General features: G+C 52.8%; 17 protein-coding genes. 14 read left to right on the forward strand and 3 right to left on the reverse strand.

What is annotated here, in order from left to right; all coding sequences use genetic code 11:
* Window positions 1-257: 257 nt before the first annotated feature.
* On the reverse strand, window positions 258-1,616 hold the full coding sequence (locus ACSVDI_RS07460) for a DUF711 family protein (protein WP_457941830.1): 1,359 nt from the start codon (window positions 1,614-1,616) through the stop codon (window positions 258-260).
* 143 nt (window positions 1,617-1,759) lie between these two features.
* The gene (locus tag ACSVDI_RS07465) at window positions 1,760-2,029 is read right to left on the reverse strand and encodes an ACT domain-containing protein (RefSeq protein WP_457941832.1); all 270 of its coding nucleotides are present in this window, start codon (window positions 2,027-2,029) and stop codon (window positions 1,760-1,762) included.
* A 404-nt stretch (window positions 2,030-2,433) separates the two neighbouring features.
* On the opposite strand from ACSVDI_RS07465, the gene ACSVDI_RS07470 reads away from it, so the two are divergent.
* The 4 genes from ACSVDI_RS07470 to ispE all read left to right on the forward strand — a co-directional run bounded on the left by ACSVDI_RS07470 (window position 2,434) and on the right by ispE (window position 5,863).
* Window positions 2,434-3,246, forward strand: a complete 813-nt coding sequence (locus ACSVDI_RS07470) for a histidinol-phosphatase HisJ family protein (protein ID WP_457941834.1) — start codon at window positions 2,434-2,436, stop codon at window positions 3,244-3,246.
* Window positions 3,247-3,321: 75 nt separating this feature from the next.
* Window positions 3,322-3,807: an Lrp/AsnC family transcriptional regulator gene (locus ACSVDI_RS07475; RefSeq protein WP_457941836.1), complete on the forward strand. Its 486-nt coding sequence runs from the start codon at window positions 3,322-3,324 to the stop codon at window positions 3,805-3,807.
* Complete coding sequence (locus tag ACSVDI_RS07480) at window positions 3,803-4,972, forward strand: aminotransferase class I/II-fold pyridoxal phosphate-dependent enzyme (RefSeq protein ID WP_457945619.1); 1,170 nt, start codon at window positions 3,803-3,805, stop codon at window positions 4,970-4,972. The genes ACSVDI_RS07475 and ACSVDI_RS07480 overlap by 5 nt, the downstream gene beginning before the upstream one ends.
* Before the next feature lie 30 nt (window positions 4,973-5,002).
* The gene (gene ispE / locus ACSVDI_RS07485; RefSeq protein WP_457941837.1) at window positions 5,003-5,863 is read left to right on the forward strand and encodes a 4-(cytidine 5'-diphospho)-2-C-methyl-D-erythritol kinase; all 861 of its coding nucleotides are present in this window, start codon (window positions 5,003-5,005) and stop codon (window positions 5,861-5,863) included.
* Between the two features lie 126 nt (window positions 5,864-5,989).
* On the opposite strand, the gene ACSVDI_RS07490 is transcribed toward ispE, so the two are convergent.
* Window positions 5,990-6,616 (reverse strand): VanZ family protein, encoded by a 627-nt coding sequence (locus tag ACSVDI_RS07490; protein ID WP_457941839.1) that lies wholly within the window; start codon window positions 6,614-6,616, stop codon window positions 5,990-5,992.
* 385 nt (window positions 6,617-7,001) lie between these two features.
* Here ACSVDI_RS07490 and spoIIR point away from each other — a divergent pair, with 385 nt between their 5' ends.
* The 10 genes from spoIIR (at window position 7,002) to trmFO (ending at window position 21,804) form a co-directional block, all read left to right on the forward strand.
* Window positions 7,002-7,604, forward strand: coding sequence for a stage II sporulation protein R (spoIIR, locus tag ACSVDI_RS07495; protein WP_457941841.1), 603 nt, complete (start codon window positions 7,002-7,004; stop codon window positions 7,602-7,604).
* Between the two features lie 224 nt (window positions 7,605-7,828).
* Window positions 7,829-11,179, forward strand: coding sequence for a PD-(D/E)XK nuclease family protein (locus ACSVDI_RS07500; protein WP_457941843.1), 3,351 nt, complete (start codon window positions 7,829-7,831; stop codon window positions 11,177-11,179).
* Window positions 11,172-14,747, forward strand: a complete 3,576-nt coding sequence (gene addA / locus ACSVDI_RS07505; protein ID WP_457941845.1) for a helicase-exonuclease AddAB subunit AddA — start codon at window positions 11,172-11,174, stop codon at window positions 14,745-14,747. Before ACSVDI_RS07500 ends, addA begins: the two co-directional genes overlap by 8 nt.
* 152 nt (window positions 14,748-14,899) lie before the next feature.
* Window positions 14,900-15,439: a translation initiation factor IF-3 gene (gene infC, locus ACSVDI_RS07510; RefSeq protein ID WP_457941847.1), complete on the forward strand. Its 540-nt coding sequence runs from the start codon at window positions 14,900-14,902 to the stop codon at window positions 15,437-15,439.
* Between the two features lie 22 nt (window positions 15,440-15,461).
* The gene (rpmI, locus tag ACSVDI_RS07515; RefSeq protein WP_457941849.1) at window positions 15,462-15,659 is read left to right on the forward strand and encodes a 50S ribosomal protein L35; all 198 of its coding nucleotides are present in this window, start codon (window positions 15,462-15,464) and stop codon (window positions 15,657-15,659) included.
* A gap of 46 nt (window positions 15,660-15,705) precedes the next feature.
* A complete protein-coding gene (gene rplT / locus ACSVDI_RS07520; RefSeq protein ID WP_457941851.1) occupies window positions 15,706-16,059 on the forward strand; it encodes a 50S ribosomal protein L20 in 354 nt (117 codons plus the stop codon).
* A 59-nt stretch (window positions 16,060-16,118) separates the two neighbouring features.
* A complete protein-coding gene (locus tag ACSVDI_RS07525) occupies window positions 16,119-16,928 on the forward strand; it encodes a TrmH family RNA methyltransferase (RefSeq protein WP_457941853.1) in 810 nt (269 codons plus the stop codon).
* A 78-nt stretch (window positions 16,929-17,006) separates the two neighbouring features.
* Complete coding sequence (gene dprA / locus ACSVDI_RS07530) at window positions 17,007-18,188, forward strand: DNA-processing protein DprA (RefSeq protein ID WP_457941855.1); 1,182 nt, start codon at window positions 17,007-17,009, stop codon at window positions 18,186-18,188.
* Window positions 18,189-18,409: 221 nt separating this feature from the next.
* Window positions 18,410-20,494: a type I DNA topoisomerase gene (gene topA, locus ACSVDI_RS07535; RefSeq protein ID WP_457941857.1), complete on the forward strand. Its 2,085-nt coding sequence runs from the start codon at window positions 18,410-18,412 to the stop codon at window positions 20,492-20,494.
* Window positions 20,491-21,804, forward strand: coding sequence for a methylenetetrahydrofolate--tRNA-(uracil(54)-C(5))-methyltransferase (FADH(2)-oxidizing) TrmFO (trmFO, locus tag ACSVDI_RS07540; protein WP_457941859.1), 1,314 nt, complete (start codon window positions 20,491-20,493; stop codon window positions 21,802-21,804). The genes topA and trmFO overlap by 4 nt, the downstream gene beginning before the upstream one ends.
* Window positions 21,805-21,827 lie beyond the last annotated feature (23 nt).

Below are 21,827 nucleotides of genomic sequence, written 5' to 3' on the forward strand. Positions count from 1 at the left end.
TCCTTATTTACTTTTTGTTGTTTTGCCTTAATGGCGATACCATATGATACCATATTATAAGACCGCAAATTTTAATTTACAAGTGAAAAACTGTGCAACGAAATCAAAAAAACAAATTTGTTTTTAGGAAGGTTGCCAATTTTTCACTTGTGTCATAAAAAGTTTTAAATATACTATATATGGTATATTACACTTTGACCAAAAACTATATTTTCATTTATTTATCGGCTGAAAAGGAATACAATTAACAGCTTTCTCTAATTTTTTAAACTTTGCATGGGGGCAGGGATTCTTCCTCCGCGCTGAATGAATTTCAGCGGCGAATACGAGTTGACTTCCATTACGGGGCCGCTGCCCAGCAAACCGCCGAAGTTCAGTTCGTCGCCTGCCTTTTTGCCGATGGCGGGAATTAGGCGGACCGCCGTGGTTTTAGAATTGACCATGCCGATTGCCGCTTCGTCCGCGATAATCGCGGAAATCACCTCATCCGGCGTGTCGCCCGGAATGACGATCATATCCAGACCAACGGAGCAGACCGCCGTCATGGCTTCCAGTTTCGTAATGCTCAGTGCGCCGCACTGGGCCGCCGCTATCATGCCAGCATCTTCGGTAACCGGAATAAACGCGCCGGAAAGACCGCCAACGTGGGAAGAAGCCATGACGCCGCCCTTCTTAACCGCGTCGTTCAGCAGGGCAAGGGCTGCGGTTGTGCCGTGGGCGCCGCAGGATTCCAGCCCCATTTCTTCCAGAATGTGCGCGACCGAGTCGCCGACTGCCGGCGTGGGGGCGAGGGAAAGGTCCACAATGCCGAACGGTACGCACAGCCTGCGGGAGGCTTCCCGTGCGACCAACTGGCCCATGCGGGTAATTTTAAATGCTGTCTTTTTTACAATGTCCGCCACACCGGTCAGGTCACAGTCGCCTGCTTTCGCCAGCGCCGCACGCACCACACCGGGGCCGGAAACGCCCACGTTGATGACACAGTCGGGTTCGCCTGCGCCGTGGAACGCGCCCGCCATGAACGGGTTGTCCTCCGGCGCGTTGCAAAACACCACCAGTTTGGCCGCACCAATGCAGTCGCGGTCGGCGGTGCGCAGGGCGGTTTCCTTTACAACGGAACCCATTTTTGCCACTGCGTCCATGTTGATGCCCGTTTTTGTCGAGCCAATGTTAACGGAGGAACAAACCAGTTCCGTTTCGCTCAACGCTTCGGGGATGCTTGCAATCAGCGCGTAGTCGCCCGGTGCGAATCCCTTGTGAACCAGTGCGGAATACCCGCCGATGAAGTTTACGCCGACCGTCTTGGCCGCGCGGTCCAGTGCTTTGGCCAACCGGACAGGGTTTTTCCCGGGGCAGGCCGCCGCAATCATGGCAATCGGTGTTACAGCAATCCTTTTGTGGATAATCGGAATGCCGTACTCCTTGCTTATATCTTCACCGGTTCTGACCAAATTTTGCGCGTACCTGCAAATTTTATCGTAAACTTTATCGCACGCTTTTTCAATGTCTGGATCAACGCAGTCCAGCAGCGAAATTCCCATCGTAATGGTGCGCACGTCCAGATTCTCGTTGTCAATCATATTGATGGTTTCCAGTATATCATGTGAATTTACCATATTAATTATCAACCTTTCTGGGAAGAAATACGGCGAGGTTTCGAAACCGTGAAGGGGATTTCGAAAACCGCACGCGGCACTTTGCTCCGTCATTCACGGCTGTTCCCATGGTTCTCGTCTTTTACGGAACAAATGGAGTATGTTCAAATGCGGTGCATGGAATTGAAAATATCCTCGTGCATGACATGCACGGTCAAATTCATATCATTTCCTATGGCGGTCAGCTTGTCAGAAAGCTCACTGAACGGAACGGTGGATTTGGAAATATCTACCAACATAATCATGGCGAAAAGCTCCTGCAGAATTGATTGGGTTACTTCTACTACGTTGACTCCGTTTTCCGCACAAATCGTGGAAACTCTGGCCAAAATACCTACCATGTCCTTGCCAATTACAGTAATAACCGCGCGCATAAAAATTACCTCCAGAATGAATATTTAAATATAATTTTCATTATGAACGAGAATCGAAATCTTGTCAATACTGCCGAAAAACTGCCGAAAAACCGCATAAATCCTGTCCGTGGGCAATGTGTTTAAAAAGTTTGTGTTTTTTTTTCAGTGAAATATTTATTAATAACGTTTCATTGTATTTTGATTTATGATACTATATATATGATACTAATTTAAAGAAACAGCTGATTAAACTATGATAAAGGAAGTTACTAAGAACTATTGAAGCAGAAGGAAAGCTTTGAAAAACGCGATTTTCAAACGGGAAGTTTGGTTCTTTCCCGCGTACAAAGGAGCGGAAGTTCGGCGGACCGCGGGACTGGGCGAACATTCCGACCGGCAGTGAAAGGGTGGTTACAAGCGTTATGAAATACCGATATATCTCAGACAGCCATGTGCATTCCGACTGCTCCCGCGATGGCAATGACCCCACAATGATGATGTGTGAAAATGCGGCACGGCTTGGGCTGTACGCTCTTACGATAACAGATCACTGTGAATGCAACGTTTATTACGCAGAAGCGTACGACCGCAGCATCCGCCAGTCCTTTTTTGAAGCGCGCAAGGCTGCTGCCGTGTTTCGCGACAGGCTGCATGTTTATGCCGGAATTGAAATCGGACAGCCTATGCAGGATCTGTCTGCGGCGGAAGATGCTCTGGATTCGTGCGATTTTGATTTTGTCTTGGCTTCGGTGCACAATGTCAAAAACCTGAAAGACTTTTACGAACTGGATTATTCTACCATCGGGCTTGACGATGTACTCAACCGTTACTTTGATGAAATCACCGAAACCATTTTATGGGGGCGTTTCGATTCCCTTGCTCACTTGACCTACCCTTGGCGCTACATTGTTGGCGAACACGGTATGACCATCCGGAACGAGCTTTATCGGGAGAAAATCGATTCCGTCTTAAAGCTTCTGATTCAGAAGCGCAAGGCTCTGGAGGTCAATACCTCCGGATTTCGGCAGAAATTGGGAACGACCATGCCGGATGAAGCGATTATCCGCCGTTACCGGGAACTGGGTGGTAAGCTGATTACCCTCGGTTCGGATGCACACCGCTGGGCGGATGTTGGCGGTGGAATTGAACAGGGGCTGGCGCTGCTCCGAAAAATCGGGTACAGCCACTTTACCGTTTATGTGCGCCATGAACCTGTTTTTCTTCCCATTGAATAACAAGCGCTTCCTGAAAGGGAAGCGCATCCTTTTAAGAATAGATTATGAGAAACATATTAGGAGGACTGTATTGATATGGATCGGTTATTGACTCTTCTGGACGAAAACGCCCGCCTTTCCACCGCGCAGTTAGCGGCAATGCTGAACAAAACAGAAAAAGAGGTGGAAGCGGAAATCGACGCCTACGAGAAAGCGGGTGTCATCCGTGGATATAAAGCGCTGATCAACTGGGAAAAAGTGGACGAAAATAAGGCAAGCGCCCTGATTGAACTGCGCGTTTCTCCGAAGCGTGACCGCGGTTTTGACGAAATTGCCAACCGCATTATGCAGTTTGAAGAGGTGGAAAGCGTCTACCTAATGTCCGGCGGGTACGACCTTGCGGTAAAGGTGCACGGCCGCAGTATGCAGGAAATCGCCATGTTCGTTATGCGCCGCCTTTCCACGCTTGATTCTGTTTTATCCACCGCAACACACTTTATTCTAACCCGCTACAAGGACGGCGGAGTCATCCTCAATCAAGAGGAGGAACGGGACGAGAGAAGGAGTGTGCTCTGTGATTGATTATCAAAGCATCCTCAATGAAGAGGTGCAGAAAATCAAACCGTCCGGTATCCGCCGCTTTTTCGATATTGCCAATGAAATGGATCACGTTATTTCGCTGTCCATCGGCGAACCGGATTTTACCACTCCGTGGCATGTCCGTCAGGAGGGAATCCGTACTCTAGAGGACGGCAAAACTTGGTATTCGCCGAACCGCGGCTTTATGGAACTGCGGGAGGAAATTTCTCGGTGGCTAAAGCGCCGCTACCACACCGAATATGACCCGAAAACAGAGCTGCTGGTTACGGTGGGCGGCAGCGAGGCCATCGACCTTTGTATCCGCAGCCTGGTCAAGCCCGGCGAAGAGGTGCTGATTCCCCAGCCCAGCTTTGTCTGCTATGAACCTTTAACCGAAATGGCGCACGGCGTGCCGGTGATTATTGAAACCAAACAGGAGGATCAGTTTCGGCTGAACCCGCAGGCGCTGCGGGAAAAGATTACCCCGAAGACCAAACTGCTGATTCTTCCTTTTCCAAACAACCCGACCGGCGCGGTGATGCGCCGCGAGCATTTAAAAGAAATCGCCAAAGTGGTGGAAGAGTTCAACTTAATGGTGCTGTCCGATGAAATTTACAGCGAGTTGACTTATGGCGACACCCGCCATGTTTCCTTCGCGGCAATCGACGGAATGAAAGAGCGCACGATTGTGGTAAACGGTTTCTCCAAAGCGTTTGCTATGACAGGGTGGCGCCTTGGCTATGCCGCGGGACCGAAAGAAATTATTGCGCAGATGACCAAGCTGCATCAGTACGGGATTATGAGCGCCCCCACCATGGCGCAGTACGCCGCGACGGAAGCAATGAAGAACGGCGACAGCGACATTGACGAAATGCGCGAGCAGTATGACATGCGCCGCCGCCTGATTGTCAGCGGCTTTAATTCCATGGGGCTGACCTGTTTTGAACCGGAGGGTGCATTTTACGTGTTCCCCTGCATTAAAAGCACCGGTTTGAGTTCAGAGGAATTCTGCGAAAAGCTGCTTTACGCAGAGCATGTCGCAGTGGTTCCGGGCAATGCGTTCGGTGCATGTGGGGAAGGTTACATCCGTGTTTCGTATTCTTATTCCATTAAACATATTACCGAAGCGCTCTCCCGCATCGAACATTTCATCAATTCGTTATCTTAAACCGAAATCCGGAAATTGGGAGCGCGATCCATGCAGATACTTGCTTATGCAAAAATTAATTTAACGCTTGACCTGGCTGGAAAACGGGCGGACGGCTATCACCTTCTGCGCATGGTAATGCAGTCCGTTTCCCTTTGCGACCGGTTGGAACTGACCACGGGGAAACCGGGAATCCGGGTAACCTGTTCCACCCCGGGTGTGCCGTGTGACCGGAGCAATACCGCCTACCGGGCGGCAGAGCTTTTCTTTGCACAAAGCGGCGGGACGCCCGATGTGGAGATTCAGATTGAAAAAAACATTCCCTCTCAGGCAGGGCTTGGCGGGGGCAGTGCGGACGCTGCCGCCGTGCTGCACGGACTGAACCTTTTGTATCGTACCGGCTATTCGGAAGAAACCCTGCGGGGAATCGGCCTGCGGGTGGGTGCGGATGTTCCATTCTGCCTGCTTGGAGGAACAGCGCTGGCCGAGGGAATTGGGGAAGAACTGACCCCGCTGCCAGGTATGCCGCACTGCTTTCTAGTGATTTGCAAGCCGCCTGTGGGGGTCAATACCGGGGAAGCCTACGCAAAAGCCGATTTGTTCCGCGTTGCAGGCAGCCGTACGGATGGGATGATTGCCGCCCTTGAACAGCAAAATCTTGCGGGTGTGGCCGCCGCTCTTGGAAACAATTTTGAGCAGGTGGTCGCTTTGCAGGAAGTAGAGCAGATTGAAGCGGTTATGCGTTCCCGCGGCGCGCTCGGCGCCTGTATGACCGGAAGCGGTTCCGCTGTATTCGGTATTTTTACAGAGAAATCCGCCGCGTCCGCCTGTAAAAAGCAGTTGGAGCAGGAGTACCGCTCGGTATTCCTCTGCGAACCGGTTTCGGTTCCCTGTGAAGTGCAGAGTATGTAATTCGACTGGGTTTCACCACAGGGTTAAAAAAGCCCCTGTTCCATCGTTCCCGTTTTGCCGGGGCGCGGAACAGGGGTTTGTTTTTACTTTTGCTTACTTTTACTCCGGCTTAGCAGCTTTGAGGCCTTATCTTCGCGCCGAAGCGTAACGTTTTTTCTTCTTTTTGGGGCGGAACAGGTTTCTCAGACCCGCAAAGACCAGATACGCCAGAATACATCCGGCCGCGTTCAGCACAACATCTTCCATTTCCACGGTACGAATCGCGCTTCCCGATAAAATATTGCCGACCAGCTGCAGCCCCTCGATTCCCACCGGCACAAGAATGGCGACCAGAACCATCCGCCCGATGCGGAAATTCGAGTTGCACAGCGGAACCAGAACGCCCAGCGGCATCAGCATAATAAAGTTCCCGCCGATTACCCGGAAAAATTCCTTAAAGTTTCCTGTGGCAAAAGAGTTATGTAAAATATTTCCCGCAGAACGGAATGGAATCCACTGGATGTTTTTCAGCACGAACGTTGTATTTTTTGCGTTGATATGCCAAGCGTTTGGAAGAGGGAGGGAAACGGTGATTCCCCAAATGACCCCAAGGTAAACAAATAACACACCCAGCCAAAATTTTTGGGCAGGGGTCTTTCTGCGAAAGAAAAGGAAAAGGCAGATAATATAAAGAACCAGTGCCGCTGCCATTTCCGCCAGATAGTGAATCTGAAGAACAAACTGGATGGAAAAAGATTCGAAAAGATTCTGCATGAACGTACCTTCTTTATAAACTTATCTACGATTTAAGTAATCTGATTCCGTCGCCCGACAGAAATTCAGTGTCGCGAAAGGACTGCTCCAAGCAGCTTTCGTTTTTTTCATTAGTGGTTACTTAAAGTATAAATTATGGTAATGCATGTCCGATTATATACCGTATTATTTTAGAATTCAATAAGTCTGTTTTCAAAAGAAAAAAAGATAACGCTATCGAACCTCTTTCCATCAATCAAGGCAAGGTGAAACACGAAGCAAAATTGGTTCTTGCGAAAAATGAAATATTTATTAAATTGGAAAATATTGGAATAGGATCCTTTTTTTCATCCAATACTCCTTTTGCTTGGAAAGCAACACCACATAAACAAAAGGAGTCTTACTTATGAAGCTGTTGGAAAAATCCATCTGCCTGGCGCTTGTGCTAACCGTTTTGATTTCATTTACCGGTTTTACTGCCGGATGTGAAGATATTTCGACCCGTGTACTTCGCCTGCATGTGCTGGCCAATTCCGATTCACAGGAGGATCAGGCGCTGAAGCTGAAAGTCCGCGATCGCATTTTGGCGGAAAGCGCCGGCATGTTTGATCACCTGAAGAGCAAAGAGGAAGCAGAGGCCGCCGTAAAAGCGGGGATTCCAAAACTCCGTGCCGCCGCTCAAGATGAAATTCGCAAGCAGGGATATGACTACCCGGTCAACGTGGAGCTGACCAATATGTACTTTACCACCCGTGCGTACCGTACGGTTACCCTTCCTGCCGGGAATTACGATGCGCTGCGGGTGTCCATTGGGAAAGCCGAAGGGCATAACTGGTGGTGCGTTATTTTTCCGCCCATGTGCCTCCCAGCGGCGGAAGAGCCAAAAGAGCTTCAGGATGTTCTGAATGAGAATCAGCTGAAGATTGTGGAAGGAAAAGGCGATTTTGAGGTGAAATTTCTCTCCGTCGAAATGTACGAGAAAGTAAAGGCGATTCTGGAAAATCGCTGAGCAGAAAAACGGAAAAATTCTGTTCAGAAACGCAGCCATAATAAATTTTTATAAACGGCGTGTATGCTGCCTTTTTCGGGCTTCACGCAGGGATACGTACTTTTTTCCGCGCAGCATCTATGTTATAATCGAATCTACAGAAAATCCAATTTAAGCTGAGATTTCGGCGTGTGTTCTCTCCGTAGAGGAGAGGAAAAACGCAAACAGATTCGAGGAGGCATTGGATGCTGCGTTTAATTTTAGGCCGTTCCGGCAGCGGCAAGACAGAAACGGTTCGCACCTTGTTAAAAGACATGGCGCGGAACACCGATCAAAAGCTGATGCTGATTGTGCCGGAGCAGGCTTCGTTTGAAAACGAACGAGCCATGCTGCATCTTCTGGGTGCACGGGACGTGCAGCGCGTGCAGGTAACAAGTTTTTCCCGCTTGGCGGACGCGGTTTTTCGCCAGTACGGCGGGGCAGCGGGCCGCCGGCTGGACGACGGCGGGCGCAGTATCTTTATGAGCCTTGCGCTGGAACAGGTGAAGGACCGGCTCAGTTTTTTCCGAAAAAGCGCCGAAAGCACCGAATTGATCGGCCTGATGCTATCCATTTCATCCGAACTGAAAATGTGCGGTGTCACCCCGCAGGAACTGGAACAGACGGTACACGCCGTTCCACCGGGAACGCTGCGCCAGAAAACGGAAGAGCTTGCGCTGATTCTTTCTGCTTATGACGCGCTGGTGGCACAAAGCTATATTGATCCGCTCGACGATCTGACCCGATTGGAAAAGGCCCTGCGGGAGCATGACTTTTTCCGCGGCTATACCGTCGCACTGGACGGATTCCAAAGCTTTACGGTGCAGGAGTACAATATCATCCGGCAGATTTTAATCCAATCGGAGAATTTATACGCCGCGCTCTGTGCTGACCAGTTGGACGATCCGGAGCACGGTATGGGACTGTTTTCCCTGGTGCGCCGCACTGCAAAGAATTTAATCCGTCTGGCCAAAGAAAACCAGGTCCGGGTCGCCGTGCCGCAGGTGTTGGAGGGAGGAAAACGGTTCCAGAACCCCGCGCTTGCCGCTCTGGAAGCAGGTGTTTACCGGTTTGGTCGGCCGCACACAGACTGCAGTGCGGAAGACGTTATGATTTACGAAGCGAAAAACGTTTACGATGAAGCTGCATTTGTCGCAGCTACCATTCGGAATCTTGTTATGGAGCGGCAGTATCGGTATCGGGATTTCGCCGTGATTGCGCGTTCGACCGACCGCTACCAGGGTGTGCTGGATACAGCTCTGGAACGCTGGCAGGTTCCTTACTTTATGGACAATCCGCGTCCCATAGACGCGGAGCCTCTTATGCGTCTTGTCCAGGCCGCGTTTCGCATTCTTCAAACTGGGTTTTCTTCGGATGCCGTGTTTTCCTATTTGAAAACCGGCCTAGCAGGACTGGATACCGAAGCAATTGCCCGTCTGGAAAACTACGTTTTTATCTGGAATATTTCCGGGAAGAAATGGAAAGAGGAGTGGACGGAGCACCCGAAGGGTTTTGCGGAGGTCATGACGGAATCGGACAAGCGCAGCCTGCAGGAGCTGAACGAAAGCCGCGCAGCAGTTGTTACGCCGCTGGTGCGGTTTGCCTCCCGCCTGAATGACGCGGACGGCGAGGGGATGGCTTCTGCCGTCTATTCACTGTTGGAGGAAACCAGGGTTCCGGAGCATTTAAAGGCACTGGCGCAGCGGCTTTCCAATTGTGGGGAGCCGGAGCTTGCCGACCGCCAGCTGCGCCTGTGGGACCTGCTGATGGAAATTCTTGACCAGACGGCATTGGTGCTGCGCGGCAGTAAAATTTCCCGTTCCCGATACGCGGAGCTTCTGCGGCTGGTGATTCTTGCGAACAACATGGCAAGCATTCCGCAGGGGCTGGACGAGGTCACGGTGGGTACGGCGGATCGGATTCGCGTGAATGAACCAAAAGTCGTATTTCTAATCGGGACGGTGCAGGGTGAATTCCCCCTGGCCCCCGGCGGCGGACAGGTGTTCAGCGACAGCGAGCGGCGCGCGCTCATTGAGCTTGGCCTGCCGTTGAACGATACGATGGACGGCGTTGCCGTGCAGGAACGCTTTCTTGCGTACTCCGCGATGAGTGCTGCTTCTCAGATGCTGTTTGTGTCCTACCCGGTTTCCGGCGCAAAAGGGGAGGCCGCCGCGCCTTCCTCCATTCCTACGGAAATTGGTGCGGTGCTGAAAAAAGTGCATGTACACACGGAACTGACTCTGCCGCAGGGTTACTTTGCCAATGCAAAAGAACCCGCATTTGAACAAATGGCACAGCAGTGGAACCACAATACAGAATTTTCCGCCACGCTGAAAAGCCTGTTTTCCGAGCGCGGGGAAGAACACCGTTTGCAGGCGATTGGCCGTGCGGCACAGAAACGTCCTGCTGTCTTCACGGAGCCTGCCCGTGCGCGGGAACTGTTCGGTTCCAACATGCGCGTTTCCGCCACACAGATTGAAAAGTTCTTTTTGTGCCGCTTCCAGTATTTCTGCCGTTACGGTCTGAATGCGAAAGAACGCCGCGCCGCGGAAATGGACGCGTTGGAATACGGCAGCTTGATGCACTATCTGCTGGAACACCTTTTCCGTGACTTCGGCAGCGAAGCGCTGCTTGCCATGACGCAGGAGGAGCTGACACAGGAAATTCACCGTCTGCTTACCATTTATGTGGAATCCAAGCTGGGCGGTGCCGCCAATAAATCGCCGCGCTTTCTGTACTTGTTCCACCGCCTGACGGATACCGCACGGGTTGTGGCGCTGCATATCGCGCAGGAGCTTGCCCAGAGCGAGTTTACCCCCGAAGATTTCGAACTTGTCATCGGGCCGGAGGGCATTCCACCTCTGCGCATCCCGTTGCCGGATGGCGGTAGTGTGGAAATCAACGGAAAAATCGACCGTGTTGATTTGATGACGCGCGACGGCGTCCGGTATCTGCGTGTGGTGGACTACAAAACCGGGCAGAAGGAGTTCCGCCTGTCCGACGTGATTTACGGCATGAATATGCAGATGCTCATTTATCTGGCTGCACTGTGTGAAAACGGCGGGGAACGATACGGCGAAATCACGCCTGCCGGGGTGCTTTACATGCCTGCAAACCGCCCATCGGTTTCCGCTTCCCGAGGCGATTCGCCGGAAAAGCTGGAACGGGAGGCGGAAAAAAAGCTGCGTATGGACGGTTTGGTTCTGAATGATGCAGAAGTGATTACTGCCATGGAAAAGGACGGGCAGGGGAAGTATCTTCCGGTGGCACTCAAGGACGGTGCGCCCGCAAAGCGCGACCATGTCGTGTCCGAACAGGAGCTATTCGGCGTGATGAGCCATATTAAGGGACTGGTAACTGCCATGGTGCGCGAACTTCATCAGGGCTCTGTGGCCGCCGTCCCGCTTTCCGGGGATTACGACGCCTGTGCGTGGTGTCCTTATTCCGCGGTCTGTGGGCATGAGCAGGAGGACCCAACGCGGGAAATGGAAAAATGGGACCGAGACGCGGCGGTTCAAGAGCTGATGAAACCGAACGGAGGTGAGCAAAATGAGTGACCGGAAGTGGACTGACAGTCAGCAGGATGCCATTTCCGCGCGGGACGGTACGCTGTTGGTGTCCGCCGCCGCCGGCTCCGGTAAAACGGCGGTTTTGGTGCAGCGTGTCATTGAGCGCATTACTGACCCGAACCATCCGGTGGACGCGGACCGCCTTCTGGTGGTAACCTTCACCAAAGCGGCGGCAGCCGAAATGGCGGCACGCATCTCGGTTCAAATTTCCCGCCTGCTGGAAGCAGACCCCTTCAACGTGCGGCTGCAGCGGCAGCAGATTCTTCTGACCCGCGCGCACATCAGCACCATTCACAGCTTTTGCAGTGAAATTGTACGCGAAAATTTTTACAAGCTGGGCATTTCCCCGGAATTTCGTATTCTGGAGGACAGCGAAATGAACCTGCTGCGCAGCGACGCAGCCGATGCCGTATTGGAGGAATTTTACGCGCGGGAGGATCCGGTGTTTCGCGAGCTGGTGGAGGCGTTTTCCTCCGGCCGAAACGATGACCGCCTTATCCAGACGATTGACCGGCTGTATGATTTTGTGCGTTCCCATCCGTTCCCAAAGCGCTGGCTCGCTGAAAAAGCAGCAATGTATTCCTCCAGCCTGCCTGCTTCCCAAACGGTTTGGGGGCAGACGATTCTCGGCTTTGCTGCTGACGCCGTCGATTACTGTATTTCCCTGACGGAAAACGCCCTGCGGCTGATGCAGGAGGATGAAGCGATTGCAAAAGCCTATTCCGATGGTTTTTCCTCCGATCTTGCGGGGCTTAGCAGCCTGCGGGAAGCCATCGGTTTAAAGGATTGGAATCAAATTTCGTTCCAGGCAAACAGCTTTGCGTTTCAGCGACTGAAGCCTCTGCGCGGGTATGATGCGGATCCGCTGAAAAATAAGATTTCTGCTTCTCGGAAGGAAGTGCAGACAACCGTCAAAAAGCTTGCAGAGCTGTTCACCGCCGACGAAACACAGTGCGGGGAGGACATCGCCCGTCTCGCTCCGCTGGTCAGTAAGCTGTTTGAGGTGACCACCCGGTTCGGCGAAACGCTGGATGAGCTCAAGGCGGAGCGGCGCGCGGCGGATTTTGGCGATCTGGAGCACTGGGCGCTGAAGCTGCTGGTTACGGACACGGAGAATGGGTTTGTCCGAACGCCGGAAGCGCAAGAGCTTTCCGCACAATTTGACGAGATTATGGTGGACGAATACCAAGATACGAACGAAGCGCAGGATATGATTTTCCGCGCCGTTTCGCGCAACGAGTCCAATTTGTTTTTGGTCGGCGATGTAAAGCAGAGCATTTACCGGTTTCGCCAGGCTATGCCGCAGATTTTTCTGCGCCGTCGGGAACAGTACCCTGATTACGACCGGGCGCGCAACGAATATCCTGCCTGCGTGGTGCTGGACCGCAACTTCCGCAGCTGTTCCGGGGTGACCGATGCGGTGAATTTTGTGTTCCGTCAGCTAATGAGCCGCCAGACCGGCGAGCTGGATTATACCAAAGCCGAAGAACTGGTGGCCGGCGCAACGTATCCGCCGTGTGACGAGCCGGCAACGCAACTTAATATCATCGACCTTTCCTCCGCCGATACGGAAGAAACGGCGGTTTCGGCGGAGAGCCGCCGGATTGCGGAACTTCTCTATGAGATGATAGCAAAAGGAACCACTGTGACGGAAAACGGAACCCAGCGCCCAATGGTGTACCGGGATGTCTGCATCCTGCTGCGAAGCGCCAACCAGTACGCGCACGATTATGTACGGGAGCTCACCGCGCTGGGCATTCCTGCATGGGCGGATACAGCGGGCGGCTTTTTTGCCGCCTATGAGGTGCAGACGGCCATTTCCCTGCTGCGTGTTGTAGATAACCCCATGCAGGATATTCCGCTTTTGTCCGTGCTGATGAGCCCGCTTTACGGGTTTACGCCGGATGATATGGCAGAAATCCGCATCTCGAACCGCGCAGGTTCCCTGTACCTTGCTCTGACTTCCGCGGCCAAGAAGGGGCATCCCCGCGCGGCGGAGGTGCTGAAGCAGTTGGAGCAGTACCGCACCCTTGCCGCCACCGCTCCATCCGACCGGCTGATTCAGCTGGTTTACGAAAAAAGCGGGTTCCTGAATCTGGTGCAGGCCATGCAGAACGGTGAGCTGCGGCTTGCAAACCTCCGCCTCCTTTTGGAATATGCGAAAAAGTATGAGGCGGGCGGAAACGGCGGCCTGTCCGGATTCATCCGCTTTATCGACCGGCTGCAGAAGAACGATGCCGACTTAGCCGCGGCCTCCACCATCAGCGAGGCGGCGAACGTGGTGCGCATCATGAGCATTCACCGCTCCAAGGGGCTGGAATTCCCGGTTTGCATCCTGGCGGGCTGTTCCCGCCGGTTTAACAGCGAGCGGGCGGATGTGCTGCTGCACCCGGAGCTTGGACTTGGGGTCAAGCTGAGGGATATGACTACGCTGGCACGCTATAATACCATGCCGCGCGAAGCGGTTTCCCTGGAGCTGGACCGCGGGGAAATGAGCGAAGAGCTCCGCGTCCTGTATGTTGCCATGACGCGCGCAAAAGAAAAGCTGATTCTGATTACAGCGGTGAAGGACGCCGCCAAAACGCTCGGAAAGCTGGCCTCACGTTTAACAGAGGAACCGCGGATTCAGCCTTATGTGGTGCGCAGCGCCTCCAGCATTTCGGACTGGCTGCTGCTTTGCGCCCTGCGCCACCCGAGTGGGGAGCGCCTGCGGGAGTTAGCGGGTGCTCTGCCTGGGGTTTCGGTGCCGGCGGAGGAACCGTGGACGATTAATATTGTTTATCCGCCGCACGCGCAGGACGGGGAGCAGGAGGAACATACCGTAACCCCGGCGCTTCCGAACGAAGCGCTGAAAGCGGAATTGGAGCGGAAAATTGATTTTGTCTATCCATATGAAGCGCTGCACGGCGTGCAGGCAAAGGTGGCGGCTTCCGACCTAGCGGCGCAGGAGTTTTCCGCGCGGTACGCCGCGACCTCACGCCCTGCGTTTTTAAGCAGGAAGGGGCTGACCCCCGCGGAACGCGGCACGGCGCTGCATCTGTTCATGCAGTTTGCGGATTATTCCAAAGCCGCTTTGGACCCAGCCGCGGAGCGGGACCGGCTGGTGGAACAGAAATTTATGACGGCGGAGCAGGGCGACGCGGTGGAGCTGGATAAAATCCGCGCGTTTTTCCAAAGCTCCGTGGCGCGGCGAATCCTTGCTTCCCCTCACGTGATGCGGGAATACCGGTTTACGGTTGAAATCCCGGCCGGCACGGTAAAGCCGGAACTTTCGGGCGAAATGGCTTCCGTTCCGGTTGTGCTGCAGGGTGCGGTGGACTGTGCATTTGAGGAAGACGGCCGGCTGGTAATTGTGGATTATAAAACCGACCAAACGAAAGATCCGAATGAACTTTGGAATCGCTATCGTGCCCAACTGGCGCTTTACCGGCAGGCACTGGAGCAGTGCACGGGGAAAACGGTGGCTTCCTGCCTACTTTATTCTTTTTCGTTAAACCAGGAAATTGAAAATTTCGCCTTGACAAACGCAGAAAATGCTGATAGAATCATTAAGTAAAACAAAGCGGGGCACATGTTATTGTGTTCACACCTTTGGGATTTCGTTCGCCATGGGTCAATACGTTTGAACTCCAGGTACTGGAGTTTTCTGAATGTGTATTGAAAGCGGGCGGATATTCTGCCCGCTTTTTTATTTTCTGTTGAGTTAACGTGTTTTGGAGGTGCTTAACTATCAGCAACAAGGAACTGCAGATTAACGAAGAAATCCGCGATAAGGAAGTACGTGTAGTCGGTGCGGATGGGTCCCAGCTTGGGGTAATGTCGGCCGCTGCCGCGCTGGAAAAGGCTTATGCGCTGAATCTGGATCTTGTCAAAATCGCGCCGCAGGCGACGCCACCGGTGTGTAAAATCATTGATTACGGCAAGTTCCGCTTTGAACAGGCCAAACGCGAAAAAGAAGCGAAAAAGAATCAGCACATTGTTGATATCAAGGAAATTCGTTTGTCTTTAAACATCGACACCCATGACTTTGAAACAAAAGTCGGTCATGCAACCCGCTTTTTAAAAGACGGCGACAAGGTGAAGGTTTCGATCCGTTTCCGTGGGCGCGAAATGGGCCACCCGGAACAGGGCCATGCCATTATGAAAAATTTTGCCGATGCGCTCACCGAGATTGCAAACGTTGAAAAGCCGGCTAAGCTGGAAGGACGCAACATGTTGATGTTCCTTGCTCCAAAACCCGCTAAGTAATCATTTAAAGGAGGACAATACAATGCCTAAGATTAAGACCCATACCGGCGCGAAAAAGCGCTTCAAACTTTCAAAAAACGGAAAGGTCATCCGTGCCCACGCCAATAAGTCTCACATTTTGAATAAAAAAACCACCAAGCGCAAGAGAGGCCTCAGAAAGACAACCGTTGCCGATAAGACAAATGTGGCCAAGCTCAAGAAGTTAATTCCTTACAAATAAGAATTGACGGATTTTTAAATTATAACCATTTATTGGAGGTAATACAATGGCACGTATCAAAGGCGCAATGATGACCCGCAAAAGAAGAAAAAAGACTTTAAAGCTTGCGAAAGGCTATTGGGGTTCCAAGAGCAGACATTTTAAAATGGCCAAACAGGCTGTTATGAAATCCGGCAATTATGCCTACATCGGCCGTAAAGCCAGAAAAAGGGATTTCCGCCGTCTGTGGATTACTCGTATTTCCGCCGCCTGCCGCGCGAACGACATCAGCTATTCCGTTTTCATGAACGGATTGAAAAAGGCGGGCATCGTATTAAACCGCAAGGTTCTTGCCGAAATCGCGGTTGCCGACGAAGCTGCATTCAAAAGCCTGATCGAAAAAGCAAAGGCTGCGCTGTAATAAGCCGTTATTGCGCCCGGAATAGTACCGGGCGCAAATTTTATTTGGGGGGATACGGAATGCCGAATGTCATTAGCAGCCGGAAAAACGAGATTATCAAAAATGCCGTCCGTTTGTCCTCCTCTCCGGAATATCGTCGCGAAGCGGGGCTGTTTTTAGCAGAGGGTGCACGCCTGTGCAGTGATGCAGTGCAAAGCGGAATCCGGGTAAGAGCATTGTTTTATACCGTGCATGCCATGGAAAAATACGGGGAATACCTGAATGTAATTCTGCCCGGCGCGCGCCAGGTCTATGAAGTGGAGCCGCATGTCGCCCAGTTGCTGTCAGATACGAAAACCACGCAGGGTGTGTTCTGCATTTGTGAGATTCCCCGCCGCGCCGGGGAACTTGCAGAGCTGAAAGCCGACCGGCACTACGCTGCGTTTGAAAATCTGCAGGACCCGGCCAACCTTGGCGCCGTGCTCCGTACGGCGGAGGCACTTGGGGTCGGCGGAATCATTTTGGCCGGCAGCAGCTGCGATGTGTACTCCCCTAAGGTGCTTCGAGCCAGCATGGGCGCGGTATTCCGCCTTTCCTTTTACACGGCGCCCGTCTTGGCGGATGTCCTTTCCGAATTGAACCGAAAAGGCTTCCTTACCCTTGCGGCTGTGCCGGATTCCTCCGCGAAGAAAATCACGGAGTTTTTGTTTGATGCTCCGACGGTGATTGCGGTAGGCAATGAGGGGAATGGGCTTACACAGGAGGCCATCGAAGCCTGCGGCCAGCGGGTAACCATCCCGATGCTGGGCCGTGCCGAATCGCTGAATGCTTCTGCCAGTGCCGCTATATTAATGTGGGAAATGATGCGCGGCCAGGCAGGGAAGGTCTGAAAATAAGAACCGGTCTTTCCATTAAAAGAATTTGCGTTTGCGGGTTTTATTTTATCATAGGTTCTGAGAGGGATGGTTATGATGACGGAAGTGGATCGCCGATCTTACTGGATTTGGCTGCAGCACGCGCTGGGCGCAGGCAGCTCCAAGCAGAACCGGATTCTGGAAACGTATCCGTGCTTAGCGGATTTTTATGAGTCTGGCATTTCCGCCTGGCGGTTTGAGGGATATTTTACTGCACGTGAACTGGAAAAGCTGAGCGCGTTTTCTGTTGAACAGGCACAGGCGCTTCTGGAGTACAGCGAACGCATCGGCCAGCGTGTTGTAACGCCTGAGTGTGCGAATTACCCGGAGCCTCTCCGGCACATCCACAACGCGCCGTGCGTACTTTATGTCAAGGGGGAACTGCCGGATTTCACGCTGCTTCCGGCCATCTCGGTTGTGGGTACGCGCAAGGCGACGGCAACCGGAATTTCCGCTGCGCACAGCTTTGCATACAGTTTGGCACGGCGCGGCGTAGTGGTCGTCAGCGGGGGCGCGCTCGGCATTGACACCGCCGCACATAAGGGAGCGTTGCAGGCGGGCGGGAAAACCGTCTGCGTGCTCGGCTGCGGGATTGATTTTAATTATCTGATGGCAAACGCTTCCCTGCGGGACGCGATTGCCGTAAACGGCGCAGTGATTTCGGAATATCCGCCCAACACCCAGGCGGTCAACTCCAACTTTCCCATTCGCAACCGTATTATTTCCGGCCTGAGTTTGGGAACGCTTGTGGTGGAGGCTGCGGGGAAAAGCGGATCTTTGATTACCGCCGATTATGCACTGGAGCAGGGAAGGGATGTTTTTGCCATTCCGTCGGGCATTTACAGTCCGGTTTCTCAGGGCGTGAACAACCTGATTAAAAACGGCGCAAAGCCGGTTTCCTGGCCGGAAGAAATTCTGGAGGAATACAGCAGCCGCTTTCCAGGGCTGCTAAACGAAGAAGATGCCGGGATCAACGTGGTGGTAAGCAAAGCACCGGTTTCGGAACAACCTCATCCCGGGCTAAAACCGAACCGGGAACTGCCGGACGAGTCCACGTTTTCCGCGGAAGCGGTTTCCCTTTACTATGCACTTTCCGGCGTACCGCAGCATATCACAGCATTGGCGGCGCAGGCCGGCCTTTCCATTCCGGTTTTGTTTCGGGCGGTGACCGAACTGGAGCTGGCAGGGAAAATACAGTCTTATTCCGGAAGGCGGTACAGTTTGCCGCATGGATGAATGATGCAAAAAATGATGAAATTTCTTTTAAAGATTGTTAAAACTTGCTGATTTTTTCGGCAGGTTTTAAAAATCTTTAAATTTTATGCTAAAGATGCATCATTTTTGTGTTGCTTGCAACGATATATGGTATGATATATGGTAACATTTTGCCCGGCAGCAAATAAATGCCGGAATTAATGATACTGCATACGGATTGAAAAAAGATATGAGGTGTAGTTATGTCTAAGCTTGTGATTGTGGAATCACCAGCCAAAGCCAAAACCATTAAAAAATATTTGGGCAACGATTTTGACGTAATCGCTTCCATGGGGCATGTCCGGGATTTGCCGGAAAGCCGCTTGAGCGTTGATATTAAAAAGGATTTCAAGCCGAAATATGAAATTATTAAAGGAAAGGAAAAATTGGTTGAGGAGCTGAAAAGCAAGGCCGAAAAAAGCGATACCGTTTACCTTGCAACGGACCCGGACCGCGAAGGAGAAGCAATTTCCTGGCACCTTGCGTACATTCTTGGGCTGGATACTCAGGCCCAGAACCGCGTGACTTTTAATGAAATCACGAAGACCGGTATCTCCGCCGGAATGGAGCATCCCCGCAGCATTGATATCGACCTGGTCAACGCACAGCAGGCGCGCCGAATTCTCGACCGGCTGGTGGGCTACAAGCTCAGCCCGTTCCTTTCGCAGAAAATCCGCAGGGGCCTTTCCGCCGGGCGCGTACAGTCCGTTGCGGTGCGGCTGATTGTGGACCGGGAAGAGGAAATCCGTGCTTTTGTGCCGGAAGAATACTGGACCATCGACGCAAAGCTGATTCCGAAGGGTCAGCGAAAAGCATTTCATGCTTCCTTTTACGGTGATGTCAACGGAAAAATCAAAATCGAAAACAAGGAACAGTCCGACCGAATTCTGGAAGAACTGAAAGATGCCGAATATAAGATTGTAAAGCTGAAAAAGGGCACGCGCAGAAAATCCCCTGCGCCGCCGTTCATCACGTCCACCCTTCAGCAGGAGGCCTCGCGCCGCCTGGGCTTTCAGGCGCGCCGCACCATGAAAGCGGCGCAGGAACTTTACGAAGGCGTTGAAATTGAGGGCATGGGTGCAATCGGTCTGATTACGTATATGAGAACGGACTCCCTGCGCCTTGCCGAAGACGCCGTTCGCGACGCAGCAGCATACATTGAGGAACGCTGGGGCAAGAAATACCTGCCGGACACGCCCCGCCATTTTAAAACAAGGGCGGGCGCGCAGGACGGCCACGAAGCCATCCGTCCCACCATGCCCAGCCTTTCGCCGGACAAGGTAAAAGCAAACCTCTCCTCCGACCAATATAAGTTGTATAAGCTCATCTGGGAGCGTTTTATCGCCTGCCAAATGGCAAACTGCCAGCAGAGCACCACGCAGGCGGATATTCAGGCGGCAAACTATATTTTCAAAGCGTCCGGCTATACCGTTACGTTTGACGGTTTTACCGTTCTTTACGAAGAGGGAAAAGACGAGGAGAGCGAGGACGAAGGTTCGCTTCCCGTATTGGAAAACGGGATGCTCCTGAAGCTGAAGGAAATCGCGGGCAACCAGCACTTTACGCAGCCGCCCGCACGGTACACGGAAGCTTCGCTGATTAAGGCGCTAGAGGAAAACGGAATCGGCCGTCCTTCCACTTACGCGGCCACCATTTCCACCATTACGGGGCGCGAATACGTTGTTCGTGACGGAAAAGCGCTAAAGCCAACCGAGTTGGGCGAAGTAACAACCAAACTGATGAAGGAACGTTTCCCGAAAATTGTAAACGTAAAGTTTACCGCGCAGGTGGAAAACGACTTGGACCAGGTGCAAAGCGGTAAAGCCGACTGGGTGCAGACGCTGAAGGATTTTTACGGTGATTTTGAAAAAACCCTGAAAACCGCGAAGGAAGAAATGCAGGGCGTGAAAATCCAGCTGAAGGAAGACGAAACGGATATCATCTGCGAAAAATGCGGCCGCCGCATGGTTATTAAAACCGGCCGCTATGGCAAATTTATCGCCTGCCCGGGCTATCCGGAATGCAAGAACATCAAGAAGCTGGTGCAGGAAACCGGCGCGGAGTGCCCGCGCTGCGGCGGCAAGATTATTGTTAAGAAATCCAAGAAGGGCAGGGTGTTTTACGGCTGTTCCAATTATCCCGAATGCAACTTTATGTCTTGGGATGAGCCTACTACGGAAAAATGCCCGCGCTGCGGCAAAACGCTGCTGAAGAAAAAGGGCAAACATCCGAAATACTATTGCGTAACGCCCGACTGCGGTTATGAAAAGGTAATGGAGGACGAATGAGTATCACAGTAATCGGAGCCGGCCTTGCCGGCTGTGAAGCCGCCTGGCAGATTGCACAGGCCGGCATCCCGGTTGAACTTTATGAGATGAAGCCGGTGAAGTTTACACCAGCGCATCATAATCCGAATTTTGCAGAGCTGATCTGCTCTAATTCACTGAAAGCGGAGCGCGTGGAAAGCGCCGCAGGTTTGCTGAAAGAGGAAATGCGGCGGCTCGGTTCCCTGCTGATGCAGTGTGCGGATACCTGCCGGGTTCCGGCGGGCGGGGCGCTTGCGGTGGATCGGGACGAATTCGCCGAAGCGGTCACACACCGTATCAAAAGCCATCCGCTTATCCATATTCACACGGAAGAAGTCACGGAGATCCCGATGGACGGTTTCACGATAGTCGCAACCGGCCCGCTGACCTCCGACGCGCTCGCGGCCCGGATTGATTCCCTCTGCGGCGGCGGGCGGCTTAGCTTTTTTGACGCGGCCGCGCCGATTGTTACCGCTGAAAGCCTGAACCGGGAACGCGTGTTTGCTGCTTCCCGCTACGGCAAGGGCGGCGACGACGCGTATTTGAATTGCCCGATGAACCGGGCGGAATATGAAGTGTTTTACGATGCCCTTCTCCATGCGGAGCGCGCGCCGATTCATGACTTTGACGTTGCCGACCCAAAGGTCTACGAAGGCTGTATGCCGGTTGAGGTTATGGCACAGCGCGGTGCGGATACTTTGCGGTTCGGCCCGTTAAAGCCGGTCGGCCTGCGTGATCCGCAAACCGGGCACCGCCCGTGGGCGGTTGTTCAGCTTCGCCGCGAAAACAAAGACGGTACGCTCTACAATCTGGTCGGCTTTCAGACCAACCTGAAATTTCCGGAACAGAAACGGGTGTTCGGGCTGATTCCCGGTTTGGAGCACGCAGAATTCACCCGGTTCGGGGTAATGCACCGCAATACCTTTCTCAATTCTCCGCAGGTGCTGAATTCAGATTTCAGCCTGCGCTCCCATCCGAACGTGTTTTTTGCGGGCCAAATTACCGGCGTAGAGGGTTACATGGAATCCGCTTCCTCCGGCATTATGGCGGGAATCAACGCTGTGCGGCGTCTTGCCGGGAAAGAAACGCTCATCCTTCCGGAGGATACGATGATTGGTGCGCTAAGCCGGTACGCGGCGCAGGGCGGCGAATCCGACTTTCAGCCGATGGGCGCGAACTTCGGCATTATGCCGCCGCTCGATGTGCTCATCAAGGACAAGCGTGATCGTTATGCCGCGATTTCCGAACGGGCGCTGCGGTCGCTGGCGGATTATCTTTCTGCTCAGGAATGATCCATCAAAAAAGGGGTGTTTTA

This window comes from Caproiciproducens sp. LBM24188, from assembly GCF_054130445.1.

Excerpts from the sequence above, each read along its gene's own strand:
- ACSVDI_RS07500 (WP_457941843.1), top strand. The coding sequence starts at position 7,829 with ATGCTGCGTTTAATTTTAGGCCGTTCCGGCAGCGGCAAGACAGAAACG.
- spoIIR (WP_457941841.1), top strand. The coding sequence starts at position 7,002 with ATGAAGCTGTTGGAAAAATCCATCTGCCTGGCGCTTGTGCTAACCGTT.
- ACSVDI_RS07525 (WP_457941853.1), top strand. The coding sequence starts at position 16,119 with ATGCCGAATGTCATTAGCAGCCGGAAAAACGAGATTATCAAAAATGCC.
- ACSVDI_RS07460 (WP_457941830.1), bottom strand. The coding sequence starts at position 1,616 with ATGGTAAATTCACATGATATACTGGAAACCATCAATATGATTGACAAC.
- ACSVDI_RS07465 (WP_457941832.1), bottom strand. The coding sequence starts at position 2,029 with ATGCGCGCGGTTATTACTGTAATTGGCAAGGACATGGTAGGTATTTTG.
- ACSVDI_RS07470 (WP_457941834.1), top strand. The coding sequence starts at position 2,434 with ATGAAATACCGATATATCTCAGACAGCCATGTGCATTCCGACTGCTCC.
- dprA (WP_457941855.1), top strand. The coding sequence starts at position 17,007 with ATGATGACGGAAGTGGATCGCCGATCTTACTGGATTTGGCTGCAGCAC.
- ACSVDI_RS07490 (WP_457941839.1), bottom strand. The coding sequence starts at position 6,616 with ATGCAGAATCTTTTCGAATCTTTTTCCATCCAGTTTGTTCTTCAGATT.
- rplT (WP_457941851.1), top strand. The coding sequence starts at position 15,706 with ATGGCACGTATCAAAGGCGCAATGATGACCCGCAAAAGAAGAAAAAAG.
- ACSVDI_RS07475 (WP_457941836.1), top strand. The coding sequence starts at position 3,322 with ATGGATCGGTTATTGACTCTTCTGGACGAAAACGCCCGCCTTTCCACC.
- addA (WP_457941845.1), top strand. The coding sequence starts at position 11,172 with ATGAGTGACCGGAAGTGGACTGACAGTCAGCAGGATGCCATTTCCGCG.
- topA (WP_457941857.1), top strand. The coding sequence starts at position 18,410 with ATGTCTAAGCTTGTGATTGTGGAATCACCAGCCAAAGCCAAAACCATT.
- trmFO (WP_457941859.1), top strand. The coding sequence starts at position 20,491 with ATGAGTATCACAGTAATCGGAGCCGGCCTTGCCGGCTGTGAAGCCGCC.
- rpmI (WP_457941849.1), top strand. The coding sequence starts at position 15,462 with ATGCCTAAGATTAAGACCCATACCGGCGCGAAAAAGCGCTTCAAACTT.
- ispE (WP_457941837.1), top strand. The coding sequence starts at position 5,003 with ATGCAGATACTTGCTTATGCAAAAATTAATTTAACGCTTGACCTGGCT.